This is a genomic window from Methanococcoides sp. LMO-2, assembly GCF_038432375.1.
Classification (GTDB): Archaea; Halobacteriota; Methanosarcinia; order Methanosarcinales; family Methanosarcinaceae; genus Methanococcoides; species Methanococcoides cohabitans.
In genome coordinates, this window is sequence record NZ_JBCAUS010000002.1 from 335,003 (window position 1) to 354,821 (window position 19,819).

20 protein-coding genes are annotated in these 19,819 nt (G+C 40.8%); 10 read left to right on the plus strand and 10 right to left on the minus strand.

Annotation, left to right across the window (positions count from 1 at the left end; genetic code table 11):
- The first annotated feature begins 2 nt into the window (after positions 1 to 2).
- Both WOA13_RS01800 and WOA13_RS01805 read left to right on the plus strand, forming a co-directional pair.
- Complete coding sequence (locus tag WOA13_RS01800; protein WP_342126293.1) at positions 3 to 1,217, plus strand: ABC transporter permease; 1,215 nt, start codon at positions 3 to 5, stop codon at positions 1,215 to 1,217.
- A 39-nt stretch (positions 1,218 to 1,256) separates the two neighbouring features.
- Positions 1,257 to 2,471, plus strand: a complete 1,215-nt coding sequence (locus tag WOA13_RS01805; protein WP_342126294.1) for an ABC transporter permease — start codon at positions 1,257 to 1,259, stop codon at positions 2,469 to 2,471.
- A gap of 27 nt (positions 2,472 to 2,498) precedes the next feature.
- Here WOA13_RS01805 and WOA13_RS01810 read toward each other — a convergent pair whose 3' ends face one another.
- On the minus strand, positions 2,499 to 2,822 hold the full coding sequence (locus tag WOA13_RS01810) for a DMT family transporter (RefSeq protein ID WP_342126295.1): 324 nt from the start codon (positions 2,820 to 2,822) through the stop codon (positions 2,499 to 2,501).
- Between the two features lie 201 nt (positions 2,823 to 3,023).
- Between WOA13_RS01810 and WOA13_RS01815 the strand changes: the two genes are divergently transcribed.
- Both WOA13_RS01815 and bcp read left to right on the plus strand, forming a co-directional pair.
- Complete coding sequence (locus WOA13_RS01815) at positions 3,024 to 3,620, plus strand: flavodoxin family protein (RefSeq protein WP_342126296.1); 597 nt, start codon at positions 3,024 to 3,026, stop codon at positions 3,618 to 3,620.
- 82 nt (positions 3,621 to 3,702) lie between these two features.
- The gene (bcp, locus tag WOA13_RS01820; RefSeq protein ID WP_342126297.1) at positions 3,703 to 4,185 is read left to right on the plus strand and encodes a thioredoxin-dependent thiol peroxidase; all 483 of its coding nucleotides are present in this window, start codon (positions 3,703 to 3,705) and stop codon (positions 4,183 to 4,185) included.
- 69 nt (positions 4,186 to 4,254) lie between these two features.
- Here bcp and WOA13_RS01825 read toward each other — a convergent pair whose 3' ends face one another.
- Entirely contained in the window at positions 4,255 to 5,505 is a 1,251-nt protein-coding gene (locus WOA13_RS01825) for an MFS transporter (RefSeq protein ID WP_342126298.1), read from the minus strand.
- Between the two features lie 228 nt (positions 5,506 to 5,733).
- Here WOA13_RS01825 and WOA13_RS01830 point away from each other — a divergent pair, with 228 nt between their 5' ends.
- Complete coding sequence (locus WOA13_RS01830; RefSeq protein WP_048205301.1) at positions 5,734 to 5,913, plus strand: Sp36 family protein; 180 nt, start codon at positions 5,734 to 5,736, stop codon at positions 5,911 to 5,913.
- Positions 5,914 to 5,922: 9 nt separating this feature from the next.
- Here WOA13_RS01830 and WOA13_RS01835 read toward each other — a convergent pair whose 3' ends face one another.
- The 3 genes from WOA13_RS01835 to WOA13_RS01845 all read right to left on the minus strand — a co-directional run bounded on the left by WOA13_RS01835 (position 5,923) and on the right by WOA13_RS01845 (position 8,066).
- Positions 5,923 to 6,444 carry a DUF2115 domain-containing protein gene (locus WOA13_RS01835; RefSeq protein WP_342126299.1) on the minus strand — a complete coding sequence of 174 codons (522 nt, stop codon included), beginning with the start codon at positions 6,442 to 6,444 and terminating at the stop codon, positions 5,923 to 5,925.
- Between the two features lie 214 nt (positions 6,445 to 6,658).
- Positions 6,659 to 7,534, minus strand: coding sequence for a hypothetical protein (locus WOA13_RS01840; RefSeq protein ID WP_342126300.1), 876 nt, complete (start codon positions 7,532 to 7,534; stop codon positions 6,659 to 6,661).
- Positions 7,535 to 7,547: 13 nt separating this feature from the next.
- Positions 7,548 to 8,066: a hypothetical protein gene (locus WOA13_RS01845; RefSeq protein WP_342126301.1), complete on the minus strand. Its 519-nt coding sequence runs from the start codon at positions 8,064 to 8,066 to the stop codon at positions 7,548 to 7,550.
- Positions 8,067 to 8,347: 281 nt separating this feature from the next.
- Here WOA13_RS01845 and WOA13_RS01850 point away from each other — a divergent pair, with 281 nt between their 5' ends.
- Entirely contained in the window at positions 8,348 to 8,818 is a 471-nt protein-coding gene (locus WOA13_RS01850) for an Hsp20/alpha crystallin family protein (protein WP_342126302.1), read from the plus strand.
- 102 nt (positions 8,819 to 8,920) lie between these two features.
- On the opposite strand, the gene WOA13_RS01855 is transcribed toward WOA13_RS01850, so the two are convergent.
- The 4 genes from WOA13_RS01855 to WOA13_RS01870 all read right to left on the minus strand — a co-directional run bounded on the left by WOA13_RS01855 (position 8,921) and on the right by WOA13_RS01870 (position 13,534).
- Positions 8,921 to 10,015: a DUF3179 domain-containing protein gene (locus WOA13_RS01855; RefSeq protein ID WP_342126303.1), complete on the minus strand. Its 1,095-nt coding sequence runs from the start codon at positions 10,013 to 10,015 to the stop codon at positions 8,921 to 8,923.
- Between the two features lie 29 nt (positions 10,016 to 10,044).
- Positions 10,045 to 10,743 carry a cytochrome c biogenesis CcdA family protein gene (locus WOA13_RS01860; RefSeq protein WP_342126304.1) on the minus strand — a complete coding sequence of 233 codons (699 nt, stop codon included), beginning with the start codon at positions 10,741 to 10,743 and terminating at the stop codon, positions 10,045 to 10,047.
- Between the two features lies 1 nt (position 10,744).
- Positions 10,745 to 11,287 carry a TlpA family protein disulfide reductase gene (locus tag WOA13_RS01865; RefSeq protein ID WP_342126305.1) on the minus strand — a complete coding sequence of 181 codons (543 nt, stop codon included), beginning with the start codon at positions 11,285 to 11,287 and terminating at the stop codon, positions 10,745 to 10,747.
- Positions 11,288 to 11,401: 114 nt separating this feature from the next.
- A complete protein-coding gene (locus WOA13_RS01870) occupies positions 11,402 to 13,534 on the minus strand; it encodes a thioredoxin domain-containing protein (RefSeq protein WP_342126306.1) in 2,133 nt (710 codons plus the stop codon).
- Between the two features lie 235 nt (positions 13,535 to 13,769).
- On the opposite strand from WOA13_RS01870, the gene WOA13_RS01875 reads away from it, so the two are divergent.
- From WOA13_RS01875 to WOA13_RS01890, 4 genes are all read left to right on the plus strand, one after another.
- Positions 13,770 to 14,546 (plus strand): basic amino acid ABC transporter substrate-binding protein, encoded by a 777-nt coding sequence (locus WOA13_RS01875; protein ID WP_342126307.1) that lies wholly within the window; start codon positions 13,770 to 13,772, stop codon positions 14,544 to 14,546.
- A gap of 77 nt (positions 14,547 to 14,623) precedes the next feature.
- Entirely contained in the window at positions 14,624 to 15,313 is a 690-nt protein-coding gene (locus WOA13_RS01880; RefSeq protein ID WP_342126308.1) for an amino acid ABC transporter permease, read from the plus strand.
- Positions 15,306 to 16,028: an amino acid ABC transporter ATP-binding protein gene (locus WOA13_RS01885; protein WP_342126882.1), complete on the plus strand. Its 723-nt coding sequence runs from the start codon at positions 15,306 to 15,308 to the stop codon at positions 16,026 to 16,028. The genes WOA13_RS01880 and WOA13_RS01885 overlap by 8 nt, the downstream gene beginning before the upstream one ends.
- A gap of 189 nt (positions 16,029 to 16,217) precedes the next feature.
- Positions 16,218 to 17,081 carry a glycine betaine ABC transporter substrate-binding protein gene (locus WOA13_RS01890; RefSeq protein ID WP_342126309.1) on the plus strand — a complete coding sequence of 288 codons (864 nt, stop codon included), beginning with the start codon at positions 16,218 to 16,220 and terminating at the stop codon, positions 17,079 to 17,081.
- Positions 17,082 to 19,165: 2,084 nt separating this feature from the next.
- Here the strand turns inward: WOA13_RS01890 and WOA13_RS01895 are convergent.
- On the minus strand, positions 19,166 to 19,714 hold the full coding sequence (locus tag WOA13_RS01895; protein ID WP_342126310.1) for a hypothetical protein: 549 nt from the start codon (positions 19,712 to 19,714) through the stop codon (positions 19,166 to 19,168).
- Between the last annotated feature and the right edge of the window lie 105 nt (positions 19,715 to 19,819).

The following is a 19,819-nucleotide window of genomic DNA, read 5'->3' on the forward strand; positions in this document are numbered from 1 at the left end:
CAATGGTAAATCTCTCACAGGCGACGAGGATAGCACTTGGCAGTATACGTAGTGCCAAGGTACGCTCTGCTTTGACCACTCTTGGTATTGTCATAGGCGTAGCTGCTGTTATCGTGAATATTTCGCTGGGTGTGGGATTCAGCCAGAGCTTTGAAGAGAACCTTGGAGCTGCAGGTTCCAATTTTGTTGTTGTTTTCACTCAAAAGAACAATGTCTTTCATGACAACCAGCTTGAGGTTGTGAGGAACACTGCAGGTGTCGAAGCTGTATCGCCGGTGAATACACAAATAGGCACGATCACATACCAATCTTCGAGTAGAAGTGCAGCAATAAACGGTGTTAGTTCCGAATATGAGGAAGTCGGCAACATCCTTATGGAAAAAGGTCAGTTTCTCACCGACCAGGACCAGTATGTTGCTGTTATAGGTTCGGATATAGCGTATGATAAGTTCGAACGGAACCTTTCCGTTAAGAATTCCCTTAATATTTCCATTAACAACATAGATGGTACTGTAAGTACCCGCAAATTTACGGTGAAAGGTATTATTCAGGACCCGGATGCAACGTATGTTGCACCGGAGGTCGATCCAAGTTTCAGGATCTTTATTCCTCACGATGTAATGCAGGAGATGCAGGGTGTAAGTGATATCGGTGGTTTTTTCATAAAAGCCGAGAGCCTTGAGATCCTTGAAGCAACAACTGATGAGATCGATGAGAACCTTGCAAGGTCTGTTGGTGTCCCGAGTCGTGATATTGATAATGAGGATGCTAAACCCTATGTGATCTTCAGCCAGCAGGACATTCTTGAGCAGCTTAACCAGATATCCGCTGCACTGACATCGATACTGACCGCCATAGCTTTGATAGCTCTTCTTGTCGGTTCAATTGGTATCACCAACATCATGCTTGTGACGGTCACTGAAAGGACAAAGGAGATCGGCATCCTGAAATCCCTGGGATACACATACAGGGATATCCTGACACTCTTTATTGTTGAAGCAGCGATCATCGGATTCCTGGGTGGTGTTTTTGGAGTTATCCTCGGTGTCGTTGGTTCGTACTTCGTGAACGAGTACCTTGATGTCCCGTTCGTTTTCCCGGTATCCCTTGTGTTCCTGGGTTTTGGGATCGCACTTTTTGTAGGTATAGCCTCAGGAGTTTATCCTGCTAACAAAGCAGCCAGAATGGACCCGGCGGAGTCATTGAGATATGAGTGATAGCAGGTGTGATTGTATGAGCAATAGGGGTGTTACTGGATGCTGAAGTTTTCACAGGCGCTACATCTGGCAGTAGGCAGTATCAGTAGTTACAAACTGCGTTCCGCACTTACAACACTTGGTATCATCATAGGCGTGGCTGCGGTTGTTGCAAACGTATCTCTTGGTGCCAGCTTCAATCAGTTCTTTGTTGATGAGCTTGGTTCCCAGGGATCAAATTTTATTGTTATTTATAGTGAGGACATCAACCTGTTCTTCGATAATCAGCTTGATGTCATACGAAACACTCCGAAGGTCGAGGGGGTGTCGCCTATCCGGCAGCAATTGGCAGGTGTTACGTATATCAGCACTGTCCGGCAGGTGGATATACAGGGTACTTCGGCCGATTATGAAAAGATCGGCAATGTACAACTGGAGGTTGGGAACTACTTCTCGGACCAGGATAAGTATTCTGCGGTAATTGGCTCTGATGTTGCATATGAAAAATTCGACCAGAGGCTTTCTTATCGCAATTCAATAGACATTGAGTTCATACGAAGGGATGGTACACCTGTCTCACGAAGTTTCAGGATCATTGGTATAATTGACAGCCCTGATACTGAATTTATTCAGAGCGGTGCTGAATCCGATGTAAGGATATTCATACCTATCGATACGATGAATGAGATGCTGGGAATTGAAGACTATGGCGGATTCTCCATAACAGTCGAGGATGCGGAGTCGGTGCGTCCGGTTTCCGAAGAGATCGATAAGAAGCTTGCCAGAAGTCTGGGTGTTTCAGAAAGGGAGCTTGATAATGAGGATGTAAAACCTTACAGCATCTTCAACCAGGCTGATATCCTTGACCAGCTTGATGAGCTTTCAGATGCTCTCACTTCTTTATTCACCTCTGTTGCACTGATCTCACTTCTGGTTGGTTCCATTGGAATCATGAACATCATGCTTGTGACAGTTACTGAGAGGACAAAAGAGATCGGTCTGTTGAAATCACTTGGTTATACAAGGTCGAACATCCTCTATCTGTTCATTATTGAATCAATAATCCTGGGTCTGATCGGAGGGGTCCTGGGTACGGTCCTGGGGTTTGCGGGTTCATACGCGGCAGTAAGTTTCCTTGGCCTGCCTTATATTTTCCCTACATACCTGCTGGTCCTTGGAGTTGGCATAGCTGTTGTTGTAGGTCTGATCGCAGGTATCTATCCGGCAAATAAGGCTTCAAAGCTAGATCCGGTTGAGTCTTTAAGGAAAAGATGATGTGAAAATGCTGAAGTCTTTTACTTTTCAATGTATTCCACTGCTCAGGTTCAGTCCTACAACGCCTATGATTATCAGTGCAATAGATCCTACTTTCAGGGCTGTCAGCGATTCATCAAAATAAATGAGGCCTATAAGTGTAATGCTTAATGTACCGATACCTGACCAGATGGCATAAGCAAGACTTACCTCGAGCCTCTTGAGGGCAAGGGTGAAGAGAATGAAGCTTATCCCATAGAACACAAAGATCAGTACGGAAGGAAGTGTTTTGGTAAATCCTTCAGATATTTTCATGCATGTGGTGCCCATAACCTCGAATAGGATGGCCCCGATCAGAAATAAATAGCTCACGATTTTTTTCCTCCATATATGCCGGATCGTCTGCTCTCTAAAAGAGGGAATGTATTGCTTTTAAAGATGATCGTAGGCTATGATAAAAGATTATTTAATTGCCGAAGGCAAATTGGATATAATTTAATAAGTTTCCAATGAATTCATTTGTTTATAAGAATATAATACATAAGAATTTATTAATGGTGCAGGGGTCATAAAATGAGTAATATCAAAATTCTTGGAGTTGAAGGAAGCCCCCGTAAGAACGGGAACACTGACATTCTGCTTGATGAATTCCTGAAAGGGGCAGAATCCGCAGGAGCTAAAACAAAGAAGGTCCATCTGAGGGATTACTCTATAGAGTTCTGTATTGGATGTGAGGCCTGCAGGAAAGCTGGTACATGTACTCGTTTCCACGATGGTATGAACCTCCTCTACTCAGATATCGAAGCTTCAGATGGCCTTATACTTGGCTCTCCTACATACAATTACAACATAACTGCCTCTATGAAGGCTTTTATTGATCGCCTTTACCCCTTCTATGATTTTGCTGAGGAACGCCCCGGTCCCTACTCGAGCAAACTTGCAGACCAGAGCCGAAAAGCTCTCGTATTTACTGTTTGTGAACAGATCAAAGCCGAAGAAATGGGATTTACACTTGAAGCCCTTGGAATGCCTCTTGAGGCCCTTGGTTATGAGGTATTTGACAAATTCCTGGCTACCGGCTGTTTTAGTAAGGGTGAAGTTTCAAAAGATGAAGATATTCTGAAGAAAGCCTTTGATGCAGGTAAACAGATGGCGATGAATCTTGGATAAGTTGCTGAACTTTTGTTTTCCTAGATGACTTTTTGTATCTGTATATCAATATGTATATCAACATTCATTGTGAGGTTCTAAAATGGCTAAAACATCACTTTCTGCAGGGGAGAAAGCTCCCGATCTCTGTCTTCCGGATGCTGAAGGCAAGGATGTATCTCTGGAAGACCTTAAAGGCAAATGGGTAGTTCTCTACTTTTATCCAAAAGACAATACCTCAGGATGCAGTATCGAGGCTATGGAATTTACGAAGCTGAAACCGGATTTCGAAAAAGAGGGTGCTTTTATACTTGGTGTTAGCAAGGACAGCCAGAAATCACACCAGAGGTTCATTGAAAAGAAAGAACTGGGTATTACCCTCCTTTCAGACGAGGACACTGAACTGCAGCAGAGCTATGATGTGTGGCATCTGAAGAAGATGGCAGGCAGGGAATATATGGGCACTGTCAGGACAACCTTCCTCATCGATCCTGAAGGGAACATTGCGAAGGTCTGGGAGAAGGTCAAGGCCAAAGGGCATGCAATGGAAGTACTTGAGGAACTGAGAAATATCAAGGGAAATTAATTCGTCTGCCCTCTATATTTTTACCTTTTTAGTATCTTCGCATTTTCTACATCTCATCTACAGTTAAGCTCAAACCTCTTCCTGAACTTCCCTCTCAAAAGAGAGCATCCTGAAGGACAGCAGGAATACTGTATAGACGATCGCTGCAGCTATTATGAAAGATATTCCTCCGAGTATCTCATAGAGGAAACCTCCGAGAATAAGTCCCACAATGCTGGCAAGACTCGAAAAGCTGCTGGCAAAGCCCTGTACTGCACCCTGGTGTTCCTTGCCTGCAAGCTTTGAGATTATGGAGAGGATAGAAGGCCACATAAGTCCGTTCCCCAGTGCAAAGAAAAAGGCTGCCAGGTATGTAAGGGCAATATTTCCAGTAACGAGGAGAATGAAGTTCGTACCGAGCACAATACTTCCGAATATGGCAAGTTGTGCATCTGAGTATTTTTTCACTGCCTGGCTAAGTACAGGTCCCTGTACTGCTATCATGATGATGCCGAGTACTGAGAAGTATATTCCCATATCAGCAACAGACCACTGGAGTGCTTTGATGGCATGAAGCGGGAAAGCTGTATAGAAGATGTTGAATCCAAGGAATATCAGGAAATATATCAGCAACATGTAAGGTATGTTCTTTATCCGGATGACTTCCCTGAATCCCATCTTCTCTGGTTTCTTTATTGTACATTGCCTGGATTCCGGCAGGTAGAGTGCTATCACGATGGTCCCTGCCAGAGATATTAGGGCAGCAGCAAGCACCGGGATAAGTTCTCCATACATGGTAATGCTGAGCAGTCCTGCAAGTGCCGGTCCGATTATGAATCCGAGATTCGTGGAAATGGACATTTTTCCAAAATTCCTGTTCCTGTCCTTTTCCTCGGTTATGTCGGCAAGGTAGGCATTTGCTACAGCTATGTTCCCTCCTGTAAGCCCGTCAAAGCTTCTGGCTATGAACAGGATCAATAGGGGTATTGTGATGATGAATGCTCCAAAGATTGCCGAATTAACTTCAAGAAGGGTTTCTACAGGAGTGAAGAATGCAAGCAGGAATATTATCCAGGATAACAATGTGCCTGCCTGGGTTATGAACAGTATCTTCTTTCTGCCGTGGAGGTCTGACCATCTTCCGAGTATGGGTGCTCCTATCAGCTGGAATGCCGGATACATGGCACCTATAAATCCATAGACTATTGCATTCCCTCCGAAGCGGTCCACAAGAAAAACAAGGAATGGTAGAACGAGTCCAAAACCAAGGGTATTTATAAAATTGATAAGGAGTAAAGGAAATAGTCTCACTTTCTTTGGTTCACAGCCGTTCTGTTCCATTGTTTACTGTTTACTTTCTAACTATTTATATGACCATGTGTTCTTTTTCCCTGTTTCATTCCCTGTTCATTTTTAAGTACCAGTTTAATTTCTTAATTTCTTCAATAATTTAGCATCATGAACTCAAATTTGCTTGACTAATTGTTAAATAGAATTTTTAAAAACAGTTATATACCATCAACAGGCTATCTATTATTATACAACAAAACTCAAAATGAGGTACAAATCATGGCATGTTGGGAATACGATATCAAAACTATCAGAATGGATCAGGTTGACAAGACAAAAGAAGATCTTAACCAGATGGGACTTGACGGTTGGGAATTAGTCAAGTTTGTTGGTCAAGTGGATGAGGACGGAATGTCCAATGCTTTCTTCAAGCGTGTTCTGGATGGAGCTAACATCTAAGCTCCATTCTTACAACCCCATTTTCCATTTACCACCTTTTACCATTTCTTCTGCGTCCCTGCAAATGCAGAATTTGCAGAGAGCAACCTCTACATTGTTCTGTTTATCTTTGACAGGGCAATAATAAACTCCATCTTTTTCGAGCACCCTGTCACCTCCGGGAAAAGTCATTCCTATGGGATGTATGGGTCTTTTTGCAATGAAGACCAGATATGGGGCTGTGATCCTGACCAGCTTGTTGAAATATTCCTGGTTCTTGTCTTCTGAATTTCCCATCTCTTCGAGCCTTCTCATAAATTCTTCATATTCTTCAGGATCGATATTCTCAATATTTTCAGGCTTCTTTGACCTGCCGATTTCATTAAAGACATTATAGAGATGGCTGAACAGCTCATTAGAATAAGCTTCCCTGTATTTTTTTGGTAAACCTGAAGCTGATCTTACCATGAAGGCCCTTGCTTTCATGATATCTGCCATGGGTATATCCCTTGCAGCTTTACGAAGTGAGGCAAGAAGTTCTTCAGTGTTCATAGTAGTTATTCTGTATTCATGCCATTATAAATTTTACCAGAATACTGCAGAATAGTATGATGATTCGATATCAACCTGATTTTTGAGTATATTTCATTTTAATTTCTCTCTCAGCCTTGACCGAAAAATAGGGTATTATCGGACAACAACATAATTTATCGGATAAAATTCGCATTATTTGGTCAAGGTCTGAAATGTAACAATCTCTGCTCCATTACGCAATCGAAACACCGAAACCAATTGGATTTTCCTTGTTGTCATGGATATCTATCGACACATAATCAGATGAACTCACTAACTCTGCATATCGCACATCGGCAGATTGTACAGCTGTAAACTTATGATCCAATGTGACTACATACTTGTAAGTTCCCAATGTCTCTGTAACTACAGGGGAATAGATTATTGTAGGAGAATACTTACCTTTGCTTGCATCAATCAGATAGGTTTCAGCGAATATCAGGCTATCATTTTCATCAAGGACTTCAACTTTAACCCTGTGGCTTTCATTGCTATAGTTCCAGATACTGAATATCAGAGGATCTGGCTTTAGTACAGGTGTCTTTACAACAGTTATAGTGAGATTATTGGACTGAATCTCTCCTAACCAATATGGTTCAGTGATTTCTTCACCTGTGGAAGTATGATAAACAGCGTTGACTGTGTATGTTCCTTCCGTTAAATTCCAACACTTTGAGTTTGTTGTATCAGCGATGGATTTGATTGGTCGAAGTTCAATAAGTATATCATTTGTTAGCAGAGGTCTTGAAATAACTCCGCATTCATATTGTACTTCAGTGTTGTTTGAATCATAGACATGAACATCATAACTTACCTGTTCTTCCAGATCCCAAACATTGACAGGCTCATCCCCAACATTTCTTAAGACCAGATAAAATGTGAGCATCCCACCCTCTGGCATCCGTGTATTTTCAGTCATGGGAACAATAGAGAATGTCAATTCGCCTGTTTGGTATTTGGGTTCTGTTAAATCGATACACCCTCCTGTGAATAGCATGAAACTTACTAGAAGCAGTACCATTATCGTACCAAGCTTTCTCGTGTTTCTGAAACCTTTGTCGAATCTCATATCAATTCCACCATTAATTTTGAGATCTTCGTAACATGAAACCAACGCATACAAAAACAAGTATTAAGACATAACTTCCAATAAATGGTATTACATTATTAGATCCTGTCATTGATTCGAGTTCACTTATTATTTCATCTCTATCGGTAACAGGGTGTTTCCCAGGTTCACCAATCGTTACTTCAAATCTGTTTTCAGTTACGTTTATGTCCTGAAGCATCAGGATAACTGATTCACCTTTGTAAAACTGAGGTTCATTGTTGTTGATATACGTAGAACCAATTTCCGTAATTACTTCGATTTCATCTGATGGAAGTGGTTCCATTAACCATTCATTCACTTGTATTGTTACTATTGAGTATTCGGGATATTCCTGAATATTAGTGACATTTCCAACGGCGATTCGGTCAGATCTGTCAATCTGGTAAGACATTTCACCTGCTTCTGGAGACCATGAAGCTTGTGCATTTGTCGCAATGATCAAAATAAAAAGAATCGTTAAGGCGAATAATTTCTGCATTGTTAGCATCATTACAGTAAATATAATTTTACTTAAATATAATATTTCCTAAGTATTTTGTCACAATTTTATTACTTTATACCCAATAAGCACGACAATTACACAAATTGTCGTTCAAAAATATGATTTTTAGGCCAAAGTATCTCTCTCAGAAAGATTTATATAATAAAAGTTCGCATACATACGAACGTGAATAGTTAACAAAATACCTGTCAAACTATTCACCATTAATTACCTATTTTTCTTTTTTTGAATCGACCTTGAAACACACCACCACTTAATGGAGGCAGACCATGACAGAAAAAGAACACAACGATGATGGTTCAGTTCCTCTTCCTATGAAGGAACTGGAAGAGATTGTCAGATCCCTTATTGAGCGTATCATGGATGATATGGCTGACGAAGGATTCGAAAAACCTGCCTTTTACGGTTTTTCCGTAGTTTACAACGGACCCGATAAGGCCGAAGAGCACACATTCTCCAGCATAAAGGTTGATGAGAATGACTTCTATGTCTCAAAGAAGGGACCGGTCGTAGAGTGCACCGAGATCGATGATAAACTGCACGTTACTATTGATACCGGTGTGGAGGCCGAAGATGTCCGTTTCAGTGCATCAGGTTCGGAACTTGATCTTCAGTTCGAGACAGAAGAAGAGGTATTCACACATCACATCGAACTTGAACCAAAGGTCGATCCAGAAAGTTCAGTAATGACCTGCAAAAATGGAATCGTAGAGATCGTGTTCCGGATCGCTGATGAGTGATCCTTGCAGACGCAGGTCGTGTCGTGACCTACCAAAGTTGATGAACACGATCTCCTTTTCTTCTTTAATTTATGTAATTTATTCGTCTTCTTTCGCATTGTCTTATTTTGTAATCTTTCTCAGAACAGCGAAAGCTATGCTCACGGAAAGAAGTGGAACTATCGGACCTAATGGTACGTCCTGATCCTCCTCAGGTGGTTCAGGGACAACTCCTTCAGGAAGATACAGTTCTGTCTCAGGATGGAATGCATACCATGCGAACCAGAAATCCCTCTCCTTGATAATTTCTTCCCCGGTGTCCTGGTTGGTTATGGTGACAATTCCCACATCGTCCCTTTCTACCAGTATATTGACACCATCGATCGTATCTTCGATGGAGCCAAGCTCAATGAGATCATCCTCACGGTAGGCCTTGAAGGTATCATTCAGTTCGATACCAAAGATCACTGTCTTTGGATGGATCGTAGTATTGCTGTTCTCTACGGGGAACAACAGTATGCTGTTCTCGTAGTAGTTGCCATAAGGATCATTTCCATAAGGTCTGCTGAATCCCGTGTTCTGTGAAAGCACCTCTGAATCTGGATGTGCGACCTTCCAGTCTCTCCAGACAACGGTCTCGATGGAGATCGCTTCAAGCTCCATTCCGGTTAGCTCTCCCACTATCGCCTGGCCTCCGATCTGTGTCCAGTATGAATTGGTCTTCCTGTCATACATCACGAGATTGGAATTATAGAGCTTACCGGATGTACCGAACTCTACCTCTTCCCCGTTGATCGTTCTTTCATAGGCGATGCCTGAACCGCACAGGGGGCAATATGTGATGAGTATCGGCTCGCCATTGATATGGTCGTTCACTATCTCATGCCAGACAATGATCTGCAGGGGGTAAACCTTCTTCGTTTCGTTGTGAATAAGCGCCAGCACAAGTTCATTGTCCTCGATCCATCTGTCGGCTTCTTCCACAGTTACATATTCAGGGTTATCGATAGAAGGTATTCCATCCATAGGAGGTCCGCCTGAGACAATATCATTCGGGTCAACAATATACTTTACACCCATCTCCGTAAGCAATATTCCCATTTCTTCCTCCATCGCGGTCAGTTCCGGAAGTTTCTCGATACCTCCTTCAGTGGCTTCCTCAGCAGATGCAGGGATGCACGTCATGAATGCAGCCAGCAGGACAGTTAACGATATCAACAATACTCTATAGGTTCTGTTTTGGAGTCTCAAATCAATCTCTCCACTACCCTGAATACGAATATAATGTAATACGTAGATATCACAAGCATAATTATGCCTGCAGTAAGGTTGATCTTCCGCTTGTATTTAACAAGGAATCTGATGATGCTCTTGCTCTTTGCAGTCGATATGGCTGAGAATACCAGCAACGGGAAACTGATCCCTATGCCAAAAGCCACAAAGTTCAGGAAATTTTCAATAAATCCCATACTTGTAAGCGATTTGGCAAAAAGGGCTGCAATAAATGCCGGATTACATGGTACAACGATGGCACCGAAAAAGAACCCGTAAAGAAATGCGGTTAAAAAGGGGTTCCTGTCACTGCCAACGTTTGTTCGTGGCAGGAATTTCCCGATGTCGTAATCGATTATCAGCAGGATACTGATGATGAAAAGGACTCCAAAAGCAATGGGTGAAATAATTCCTACTACCTTTGTCAGCGATACCTGAAGCAGGGTTGTGAATATGAGTCCCAGCAGGGACATGAACAGGATCACACCTGCACTTATGATAAGTCCGAAGATCAAAGGCAACCTCTTGTTCTTCTCCTCACCTGATAGCTGGTTGGAAAGATATGCCAGAAATGCAGGATATAGTGGCAGTACACATACAGCTGTAAGTGGTGTCAGTAATCCAAGGGTAAATGAAACGAACAGGTCTGCCAAAAAGGCTGGAAGAAGTGCCATTTCAGCACCCCTCCATTACCTCTGTGTTCAGTTCTTCAGCAGATTTAAGGCCTCTTGCCAATAGCCTTGCTTCTCCGTTCTCACATATGAGTATCACAGGTGCAATTGGTGCATTTACGACCGCGACACCGAATTCATCGATCATATCTTCTGTCATCTCAGTAGGTGCAACTGCAAAGTACCAGTCAAATCCATTCCTTTCCGCATGATCGAGTACCTGGTCAACCTCTTCGTTTGGGTCTGTGTCAAGAGAAACATGAGTTATGCTTTCTCCTTCCAGTTCAATAAGCTCTTGCATTTGTTTTTGCTGCTGAAGACAGGTCGGACACCAGACTGCAAAACTTTCAACAAGGACAGGTTTTTCAAGATCACTTATTTTGAAGACTTCTCCTGTTCTTACATCCGTAAGTTCGACATCCCTCCAGTCAACAGTTTCTACCGGATCGCTATCTTCAGGAGTCTCATCTTCCACACAACCGGAAAAAATGACAACGAACAATATCAGCAAAACTGAAACTAAGCCCATGTTCTTTTTAAATTGCATTTAAAGCCCCCATTAAATATGGGGACTATCTGCAAATAAGTGTTTTGTATTCCAAAATCCGGAAATTTCTCACTTTGAGCTTCTTCAAGACCAAAAAAATGTTCGTTCTCCTGCTTATTCTTTAGATTTTAGCAACTGCACCATATTTTCAGGATCGTTGGTCGGTTTATTGCATTGCATGTCCTTGCACACATAAGCAGTTGCTCTGCCCTCTTTCATGGAATAGTTCTCAGTATATTTTGCTATCCTGGTGATGGCTTCTCCATTTGCTCCGGCTGGCTTGAATATAACAACATTGTTGGGCAGGTATTCATTATCAAGAGCTAAAAGCATCTTCCTGTTGTCATCTGAATCAAACTCTCCTGCAATCACAACTTCACTCGATGAGCCCAGTATGAAGTTCACACCGGAAAGGAAATGTGTGTATCCTATGGGTATTGCTGAAACGGTCCCTGAGAAGCTTTCCATCATTTCATGGGCTTTCTTTTCAAGTTCCGGGTTGCCTGTCATTCTTCCAAGGCGGATCAGATTTGACAGGGCGACCGAGTTCCCACTTGGCATGGCACCGTCATAGACTTCCTTTTTCCGGAAAAGGAGATTCTCCGAGTCTGCAGATGTCTGGTAGAGCCCTCCGTTTTCAACATCCTCGTAATTTTCCAGCAGGTATTCGTTGAGCTTTAATGCTGTGTTGAGGTAGGATGTCTCGAAAGTGCTCTCATAAAGCTCTATTAGTCCCCATATGAGGAAAGCATGGTCGTCAAGAAATGCAGGTGAAGCCGACACTGACTCTGCGCTTTCGTTGCACAGGTGGGAAAGGCTACCTGTTTTCATATAAGTGCTGGTAAGTATGAAGTCCGCACATCTTCTCGCCGTCTCTTCGTACCTCTTTTCCCCGACTGCCCTTGAAGCGATGGCAAGGGCTGCTATCATCAGTCCGTTCCAGTCAGTGAGGATCTTGTCATCTTTAGATGGGTGTACTCTCTTCTCACGAACATCAAAGAGCTTTATCCTGCTTTTCTCAATGGAACTTTCAAGTTCTTCTATTGTGATACTGTATTTGTTTGCGGTCTCTTCAACACTGGCCACGCTGTTCCTGACGTGCAATATGTTTTTTCCGGTCGGCTGGTGTGTACTTTCATCAAGGAAATTACCATTTTCCTGAATGTTGAAATGGTCGATGAAGATATCAGCATCAGGATCTCCAAGGAGTTCCTTGATCTCATCGACATCCCATACATAGAACTTACCCTCAATACCCTCACTGTCGGCATCTTCTGCACAGTAGAAGCCACCTTCCTGGGATGTCATGTCCCTCTCTACATATTCGAAGATCTCTCTGATCGTCTGTGCATATTCAGGTTTATGCGTTGCCTGGTAGGCCTCTGAATAGGCAATTGCCAGCATTCCCTGGTCGTACAGCATCTTTTCAAAGTGCGGGACAAGCCAGGAGCTGTCCGTTGAATAGCGGTGGAATCCGAAACCGATGTGGTCATAGATCCCTCCGGCTCTCATGGCTTTGAGGGTTCTCTCCACGATATCCAGTGCTTTTTCATCACCGCTCCTGTGCCAGTATCTCAGCAGGTACAGTAGGTTGTGCGGGGAGGGGAACTTTGGTGCATTTCCAAAACCTCCGTTCTCTTCATCGAAGGTGTCTTCAAGGTGTTTGAAAGCAAGATATAGTGTGTTTTCATTAATTGTTCCCTTTTCGGGAGGTTTTTGGGTGGCCTGAGCTGAGAAATGTGAAAGCACCATGGAAGTTTGTTCTTCTACTTTTTCAGGCTGGTCAGTCCAGACTCCATTAATCTGTGTCAGGAGGTCCATCAGGCCTATCCTTCCCGGAATGCTTTCCCTCGGGATATAGGTTGCAGCAACAAAAGGCACCTTCTCAGGTGTCATTATTATGGTAAGCGGCCAGCCACCTCTTCCGTTCATTGCCTGGCAGACCTCCATGTAGACAGCATCTATGTCGGGTCTTTCTTCCCGGTCAACCTTTATGGGAATAAAATTGTTGTTCAGAAGGTCAGCCACTTCCTGATGCTCGAAGGATTCCTCTTCCATTACATGGCACCAGTGGCAGGTAGAATACCCGATGGAAAGGAAGATCGGCCTGTTCTCCTCTTTTGCTTTCCTGAATGCTTCATCTCCCCACGGATACCAGTCAACAGGGTTATAGGCATGCTGAAGAAGGTATGGACTTCTCTCGTGGATCAACCTGTTCGGTTTTCTGGTCTTTTCATCTTGGTTCAACAAATTGTACCCCCTTTGTTTTTCGGATCTGCTGTTATTATTGTATATCTTTTTCTTGATCAACCTTTATTATAATTTGTATGGGTAGTTCTGAGATCTAATAATAGTTCTGCGGAATTCGTAAAAAAAGAATATGGAAAACCTTAAATGAATTGATAAATTATGCTTATTAACAGTTTGGATATTAAAGACAAACTTAAAAACAGATTTTTTAGAATTTAATAGGATGAGAAATATGAACAAATTAACGGCATTTGTAGCAGTGCTCATGCTTGTTGCAGTTGTTGCATTCTCTGGATGTACCGATAACACAACAGCTGAAGGCGAGGAACTTGAGGCAGCTACTTTTATTGTGGGAACGGAACCAACCTTCCCTCCATTTGAGATGACAGACGAATCCGGTGCAATTACCGGTTTTGACATTGAACTTATCAAGGCTATCGCTGAAGATCAGGGATTTGAGGTTGAGATACAGAGCATCGGTTTTGATGCACTGATCCCTGCTGTACAGAGCGGTAACATTGACATCATTGCATCAGGTATGACCATCACAGAAGCACGTGAAGAACAGGTTGACTTCAGTGCACCATATATTGATGCTGGTCTTGCAATTGCAGTCGCAGCTGATAATGGTGATGTTAGCAGTATAGATGATCTTCAAGGTCTTGTTGCATCAGTACAGATCGGTTCAACAGGTCATGAAAAGGCACAGGAGCTCATGGATGCTGGTGTCCTTTCAGAGGTAAAGACATTCAATACAGTTGATGTTGTCATGATGGAGCTTGTCAACGGTGGCGCTGACGTTGTCATCAACGATCTGCCTGTTACCCAGGCATACATGGTTCAGCAGCCAGGAACCATTAAGATCGCAGGCGAAAAGCTGGAAAGTGAATCATACGGTTTTGCTGTCAGAAGTGGCAATGAAGAATTGCTCACCATGATCGATACAGGTCTTCAGAATGTTATTGAAGACGGAACTTATGATGAGATCCAGTCTAAATACTTCAGCTAAACAATTGTTCAATATCTCGATTTGATGCGTGGTTTTTTATATCACGCATCCATTTTTTTGTTCTAAGGTGATCTCAAGTGGACATTCTCCAATCATATATTGGTCATATCATCAATGTAATGCCAAGTTTATTGCAAGGTGCTGTGATCACTGTTGAAGTTACATCGTTATCAGTATTCTTCGGGACAATTATTGGCATATTCATGGCCCTTGGGAAATTGTCCAAATCAAAGATATTCCATTATCCAAGTGTTGTATATATCGATTTCATAAGGGGAACCCCTTTGCTTGTTCAGATACTTCTGTTCTATTATGGTATTCCGGGACTTATCAGTAGTGTCACTGGTGAGCCGCTGAGGATCGATCCTATCCTTGCCGGTGTGGTGGTCTGTAGTATCAACAGTGGTGCATATGTTGCAGAGATCGTAAGGGCAGGTATCCAGTCCATAGAAAAGGGTCAGATGGAGGCTGCACGTTCCCTTGGAATGAGCCATAGCCAGACCATGAAGGACATCATCCTGCCACAGGCATTCAGGAGGATCATGCCTCCTCTGGGCAACGAGTTCATTGTGCTTTTGAAGGATTCTTCACTTCTGGCTGTGATAGGTGTGCCTGAGCTGCTAAAGAGCGGACAGCTCTACGTTGCTACCACCTTCGCATCGTTCCCGGTTTACATAGGTGTTGCACTGGTGTATCTGGTGATGACCTTGACTATCTCACGTTTAGTACATTATTCAGAAAGGAGGCTTGGCGTTGGCAATGATTGAAGTGCATGATCTGCACAAACATTTCGGTGACCTTAAGGTCTTAAATGGCATATCGACCACAGTTGAACCAAGCGAGGTGGTATGTGTGATCGGTCCTTCCGGATCAGGTAAAAGTACCTTCCTCAGATGCCTGAACCTCCTTGAGATGCCCACATCCGGCCAGATCTCAGTTGAAGGGGAGGTCATAACAGATCCTTCCGTTGATATCAACAAGATAAGAGAAGAGGTGGGCATGGTGTTCCAGCGCTTCAACCTTTTCCCTCACATGTCAGCCCTGAAGAATGTAGCTCTTGCACCGATCCGTGTAAGAGGGCTTAGCGAGGGTGAAGCCAATGACAGGGCAATGAACCTGCTTCGAAAGGTTGGTCTGGTGGATAAAGCAGATGTCCGGCCAGGTGCACTTTCGGGTGGACAGCAGCAGAGAGTTGCAATTGCAAGAGCACTTGCCATGCAGCCAAAAGTAATGCTTTTTGATGAACCTACCTCAGCCCTTGATCCCGAGATGGTGGGTGAGGTTCTCAATGTTATGAAAGACCTTGCAAAAGAGGGCATGACCATGGTAGTGGTAACCCATGAAATGGGATTTGCCAGGGAAGTTGCCGACCGCGTACTGTTCATGGATGAAGGCATCATCGTCGAAGAAGGTACTCCTGAGGATATCTTCTCTAATGCTAAGCATGAGAGGACAAGATCATTTTTAAGCAAGATCCTTTGATACGAGTCTCTTGCTTATTTTTAGTTTTTTACTCCTTATTTTATCTCTCAGTTTTAATTTTTTCATACAAGTTCAAATAGTACCTTTCGTCTAACTTTGATGCATATTTTCATAAAGCAGAAAAGAGTATGATATATGTACAAAAATGAATTGGGGGCGTACAAAGTATATCATACTTTGATGGAAACTATGAAATCAGTTGCATTGATCCTGATATTGCTGCTAACTTTTTCTGTATCCGGGTGTACTGAACAAGCCGGTCCTAATGAAGGCGAAGATACTTCTAAAAAGGTAACGTTTGGTTATGTCCTCTGGGACGGAGAGGTTGCAAGTACTAATGTGATGCAACAGGTACTTGAAATGAAAGGTTATGAAGTGGACATCGTGGCAGTTGATCTGGAAGAGCTTTACCGGGGTCTTTCGCAGGGAGATATAGATTTCACAACATCTGCCTGGTTGCCGGTCACGCAGGAGAAATACTGGAACCAGTATGGCGATCAGATAGTTTATGTAAGTCATAATCTTGAAGGGTGTCGCCTTGGACTTGTAGTTCCAGCATATGTGGAAATTGATTCTATTGAAGATCTCAATGCTAACAAAGAAGCATTCGATTCGAAGATAATTGGCATCGATCCTGATGCAGGTATAATGTATAACGCCGAAAATGCTATTGTGGTATACGGGCTTGATTATACACTCGTTCCGGGTAGTACTGCCTCAATGACCTCCGATCTTGGCAGGTCTATTGCTGATAAAGAGCCTATTGTAGTTACTTTGTGGTCTCCGCACGGGGCATTTAGCCGCTGGGACCTTAAGTATCTTGATGATCCTGAAAAGGTATTTGGTTATGAGGACAACGTGGATACGCTTACCCGTGTGGGTTTTGAAGAGGATATGCCCGGGGTATATGATGTTCTCACAAGGTTCCACTGGTCTCATGAAGATGTGCAGTTTGTAATGCTTAACATGGAGAACGGCATGTCTCCTGAAGAAGCTGCTGCAAAGTGGATCGAGAACAATCCTGAAAAGGTAAATGAATGGCTGGGTGAATAATTTCGGTCTGCTTTTCATTTGGTAGTCTGGTCTGGTTGTTTGTTTGGTTATATCCATGAATGAGTATTCTTTTAAAAGTATATACTTTATTATAACTATTTAATAACAAAGTATAGTCATATTATATTGTTTAATATATATTATTTACAACAATCCAATTTAAAAAAAGGATTTATAAAACGAATTATATAGGTAAAATCTAATAAACAGATTATAACTAGTATATATTTTAATATATTCTTTATGGTATATGTATATTGAACAACATTTAATTTATATAATTGTTATATAAAATTGGCATATATTTTAAATGATGGTGTAATTTTTAGATTTAACAGATTAAATTATAGTATTCATTTGTATAATAAACTCTTTTATCAGTTATTGTAATTGGGATTCCTAGTACCTTTATATCCAGCTTATTATTATTATTATTATTATTTATCTCTTATAAATAGATGGCACATCTCATCTCAATTTTATATGCCTATATTTATTTAACATTTTTTAATTTGCATAGTGTATAGGTTGTATGCTTAATTATATCTAATTCGCATAGGCCAACATTTAATTATATTTTGGCTGTTATTTTATTATAGTATTGTATACAATATATTTTATTACGTATTTGTTTTATTATATTTATTTATATGCATTTGTTCTTAACTTTATTGTATATTATATATTATTAATATGGTGCTTTGTTACATTTTTATTTTTTTAAATCTGATATTTTGATACTTTAATGTGTATTATTAACTATATATTAAATATACAACATTCTTTATTGTATGATACGTCTATTATAAAACATATATTTTTAATGATGATATCTATTATATTTTTTATGTATATTATAGTGAATGTATTAGTAATTTTAATATTATAATGCTATATTTATATAATATTTTATTACTTACTTAGTGTAGATGTTGCAATTAGTATATGTGCAAATACACATAGCAAGAATTTATAAATTATTTTTAATACCATTAAATTTCATTAAAAGTTCGGTCATAGTTTATCTAAAATTTTAAATTATTTTAGTAAGAGATTGAAGTTCTAGTGTGTTTAGAGTAGTCAGGTATTTTCCGAAATGATCATAAAAAAGACTTATAATCCTTCCATATTCCTTATTCTTATATTATATAAGAACGGCAGAGTGGACTAGCTGAAAAGCACCAATTAACCAAACTCACGAATTACATAGTCTATGGGAATAAGCAGTAATGATCTTGCAGACCCCCTATTCTGTACAAAAAAGAATCGAGAAATGCATATCACATATGTCCAGGCCATCCATGCATATAGTCTTTGTTATATGAATTTCATGGTCTTTTTTTTGCTCTAATTTTTTCTAGCTTTATGCCAAATCAAGTTCAAGATTTTGTTTTGCCGTTCCAAAGATGTTTAAAAATTATGTTTGATTTTCTTGGATAAGTCGCTATGCTTTTCTGATAATTTTTGGATTGCCACGTGTATAGGTGGCGAGCAAAATTATATCAGAATAGCATAGGCAAAATGTCACGTAGTTTTTGTATGCTCTCAGGATCAAGTTCTCGAGATCTTTATGATTATTAAAGATCATATTTTTGTTTTGCCTGTTGCATTAAAAAGTGAGAGTTATTTATTTGTAGAATTTGCTCTCACTTTTTAATTTATAGTGGTTTGCTATTTGAGATCATATAACTTATTTCTCTAATTATTTTGTGTTTTAACAAATATATTTTTAAAAAAATGACTATGTTATTCTTGTACTTTTAGAGTTGTTGCATGTACACTCTGCAAGTAAAAAAATAGTAGGAACACATATGCAAAATTGAATCTATAAATTTTAAAAGTTATTTGACCATGGCTTAAAGTCATATAATTTTTATAAAGTTGCACATGATTTTTTTATATTTTAGTTTTGTTTGGAAATTATTGAACTTCTCAAATTAATTGCAATATCCTCTATAATTATCATGCCTCTAATATGTATCTTACTTATAATTATATATTATATTTTTGCAATTAATTAATGTAATATTATTTTATTACACATCATATTTAATTAATGCAGAGTTTATAAAAATCAGATTTCATTAAATTGTTAACTTAATTCCGAAAACATCCTCAAATGCCTGATATTTCTTCCTGGCATTGTAGAGATATTGGCGGGTGCATTTTTCCCCTTTTGCACGGGCGAACATTGCTTTGATCTCTGTAGGTGAAAATATGGTCTCGATCTGCTTCATGGGTATGCTATTCAGCATTTCCAGGTCATCGACCTCGTTGCTTACCTGGACCTCTTTGTTTTTTTGTTCTCTGGCATCAGGAATAGTTATGTCTATATTATCTGATGTGTCTGCAGGGATTGGTATGGAAAAGTGAGAGATAGCTACTTCCCGGACCCAGTTCCAGTCATTGTCATAGATATTTGCAGAGAGAGCTCCACAGTTCACACATTTACCTGCAATAACGAATTCGTCATCCAGTTCATGATAACTGAGGCTTGTGATGGTCGAACCACAGTCTCCGCAGGTGCCGATCTCATTCTCTTCAAGCTCATAGGCCGGGATCCGGCGTTCTCCTGCGTAAAAAAGATTCTCTTTTAGATCGTAGCTGTAGTTGTGAGTTTCGGGGTTTTTCATTTGCATCCCTTTGCAGATAAATGCCTCTGTAGCACATTTATCCTATTATTTTACAAAGATATATATACTGCAATCTACATAATATGTTTTACTGTTCTTTAGGGA

Bases quoted from the DNA above. Each gene is read 5' to 3' on its own strand.
- WOA13_RS01800 (WP_342126293.1), top strand. From the start codon at position 3: ATGGTAAATCTCTCACAGGCGACGAGGATAGCACTTGGCAGTATACGT.
- WOA13_RS01805 (WP_342126294.1), top strand. From the start codon at position 1,257: ATGCTGAAGTTTTCACAGGCGCTACATCTGGCAGTAGGCAGTATCAGT.
- WOA13_RS01815 (WP_342126296.1), top strand. From the start codon at position 3,024: ATGAGTAATATCAAAATTCTTGGAGTTGAAGGAAGCCCCCGTAAGAAC.
- bcp (WP_342126297.1), top strand. From the start codon at position 3,703: ATGGCTAAAACATCACTTTCTGCAGGGGAGAAAGCTCCCGATCTCTGT.
- WOA13_RS01825 (WP_342126298.1), bottom strand. From the start codon at position 5,505: ATGGAACAGAACGGCTGTGAACCAAAGAAAGTGAGACTATTTCCTTTA.
- WOA13_RS01830 (WP_048205301.1), top strand. From the start codon at position 5,734: ATGGCATGTTGGGAATACGATATCAAAACTATCAGAATGGATCAGGTT.
- WOA13_RS01835 (WP_342126299.1), bottom strand. From the start codon at position 6,444: ATGAACACTGAAGAACTTCTTGCCTCACTTCGTAAAGCTGCAAGGGAT.
- WOA13_RS01840 (WP_342126300.1), bottom strand. From the start codon at position 7,534: ATGAGATTCGACAAAGGTTTCAGAAACACGAGAAAGCTTGGTACGATA.
- WOA13_RS01845 (WP_342126301.1), bottom strand. From the start codon at position 8,066: ATGATGCTAACAATGCAGAAATTATTCGCCTTAACGATTCTTTTTATT.
- WOA13_RS01850 (WP_342126302.1), top strand. From the start codon at position 8,348: ATGACAGAAAAAGAACACAACGATGATGGTTCAGTTCCTCTTCCTATG.
- WOA13_RS01860 (WP_342126304.1), bottom strand. From the start codon at position 10,743: ATGGCACTTCTTCCAGCCTTTTTGGCAGACCTGTTCGTTTCATTTACC.
- WOA13_RS01865 (WP_342126305.1), bottom strand. From the start codon at position 11,287: ATGCAATTTAAAAAGAACATGGGCTTAGTTTCAGTTTTGCTGATATTG.
- WOA13_RS01875 (WP_342126307.1), top strand. From the start codon at position 13,770: ATGAACAAATTAACGGCATTTGTAGCAGTGCTCATGCTTGTTGCAGTT.
- WOA13_RS01885 (WP_342126882.1), top strand. From the start codon at position 15,306: ATGATTGAAGTGCATGATCTGCACAAACATTTCGGTGACCTTAAGGTC.
- WOA13_RS01890 (WP_342126309.1), top strand. From the start codon at position 16,218: ATGAAATCAGTTGCATTGATCCTGATATTGCTGCTAACTTTTTCTGTA.
- WOA13_RS01895 (WP_342126310.1), bottom strand. From the start codon at position 19,714: ATGAAAAACCCCGAAACTCACAACTACAGCTACGATCTAAAAGAGAAT.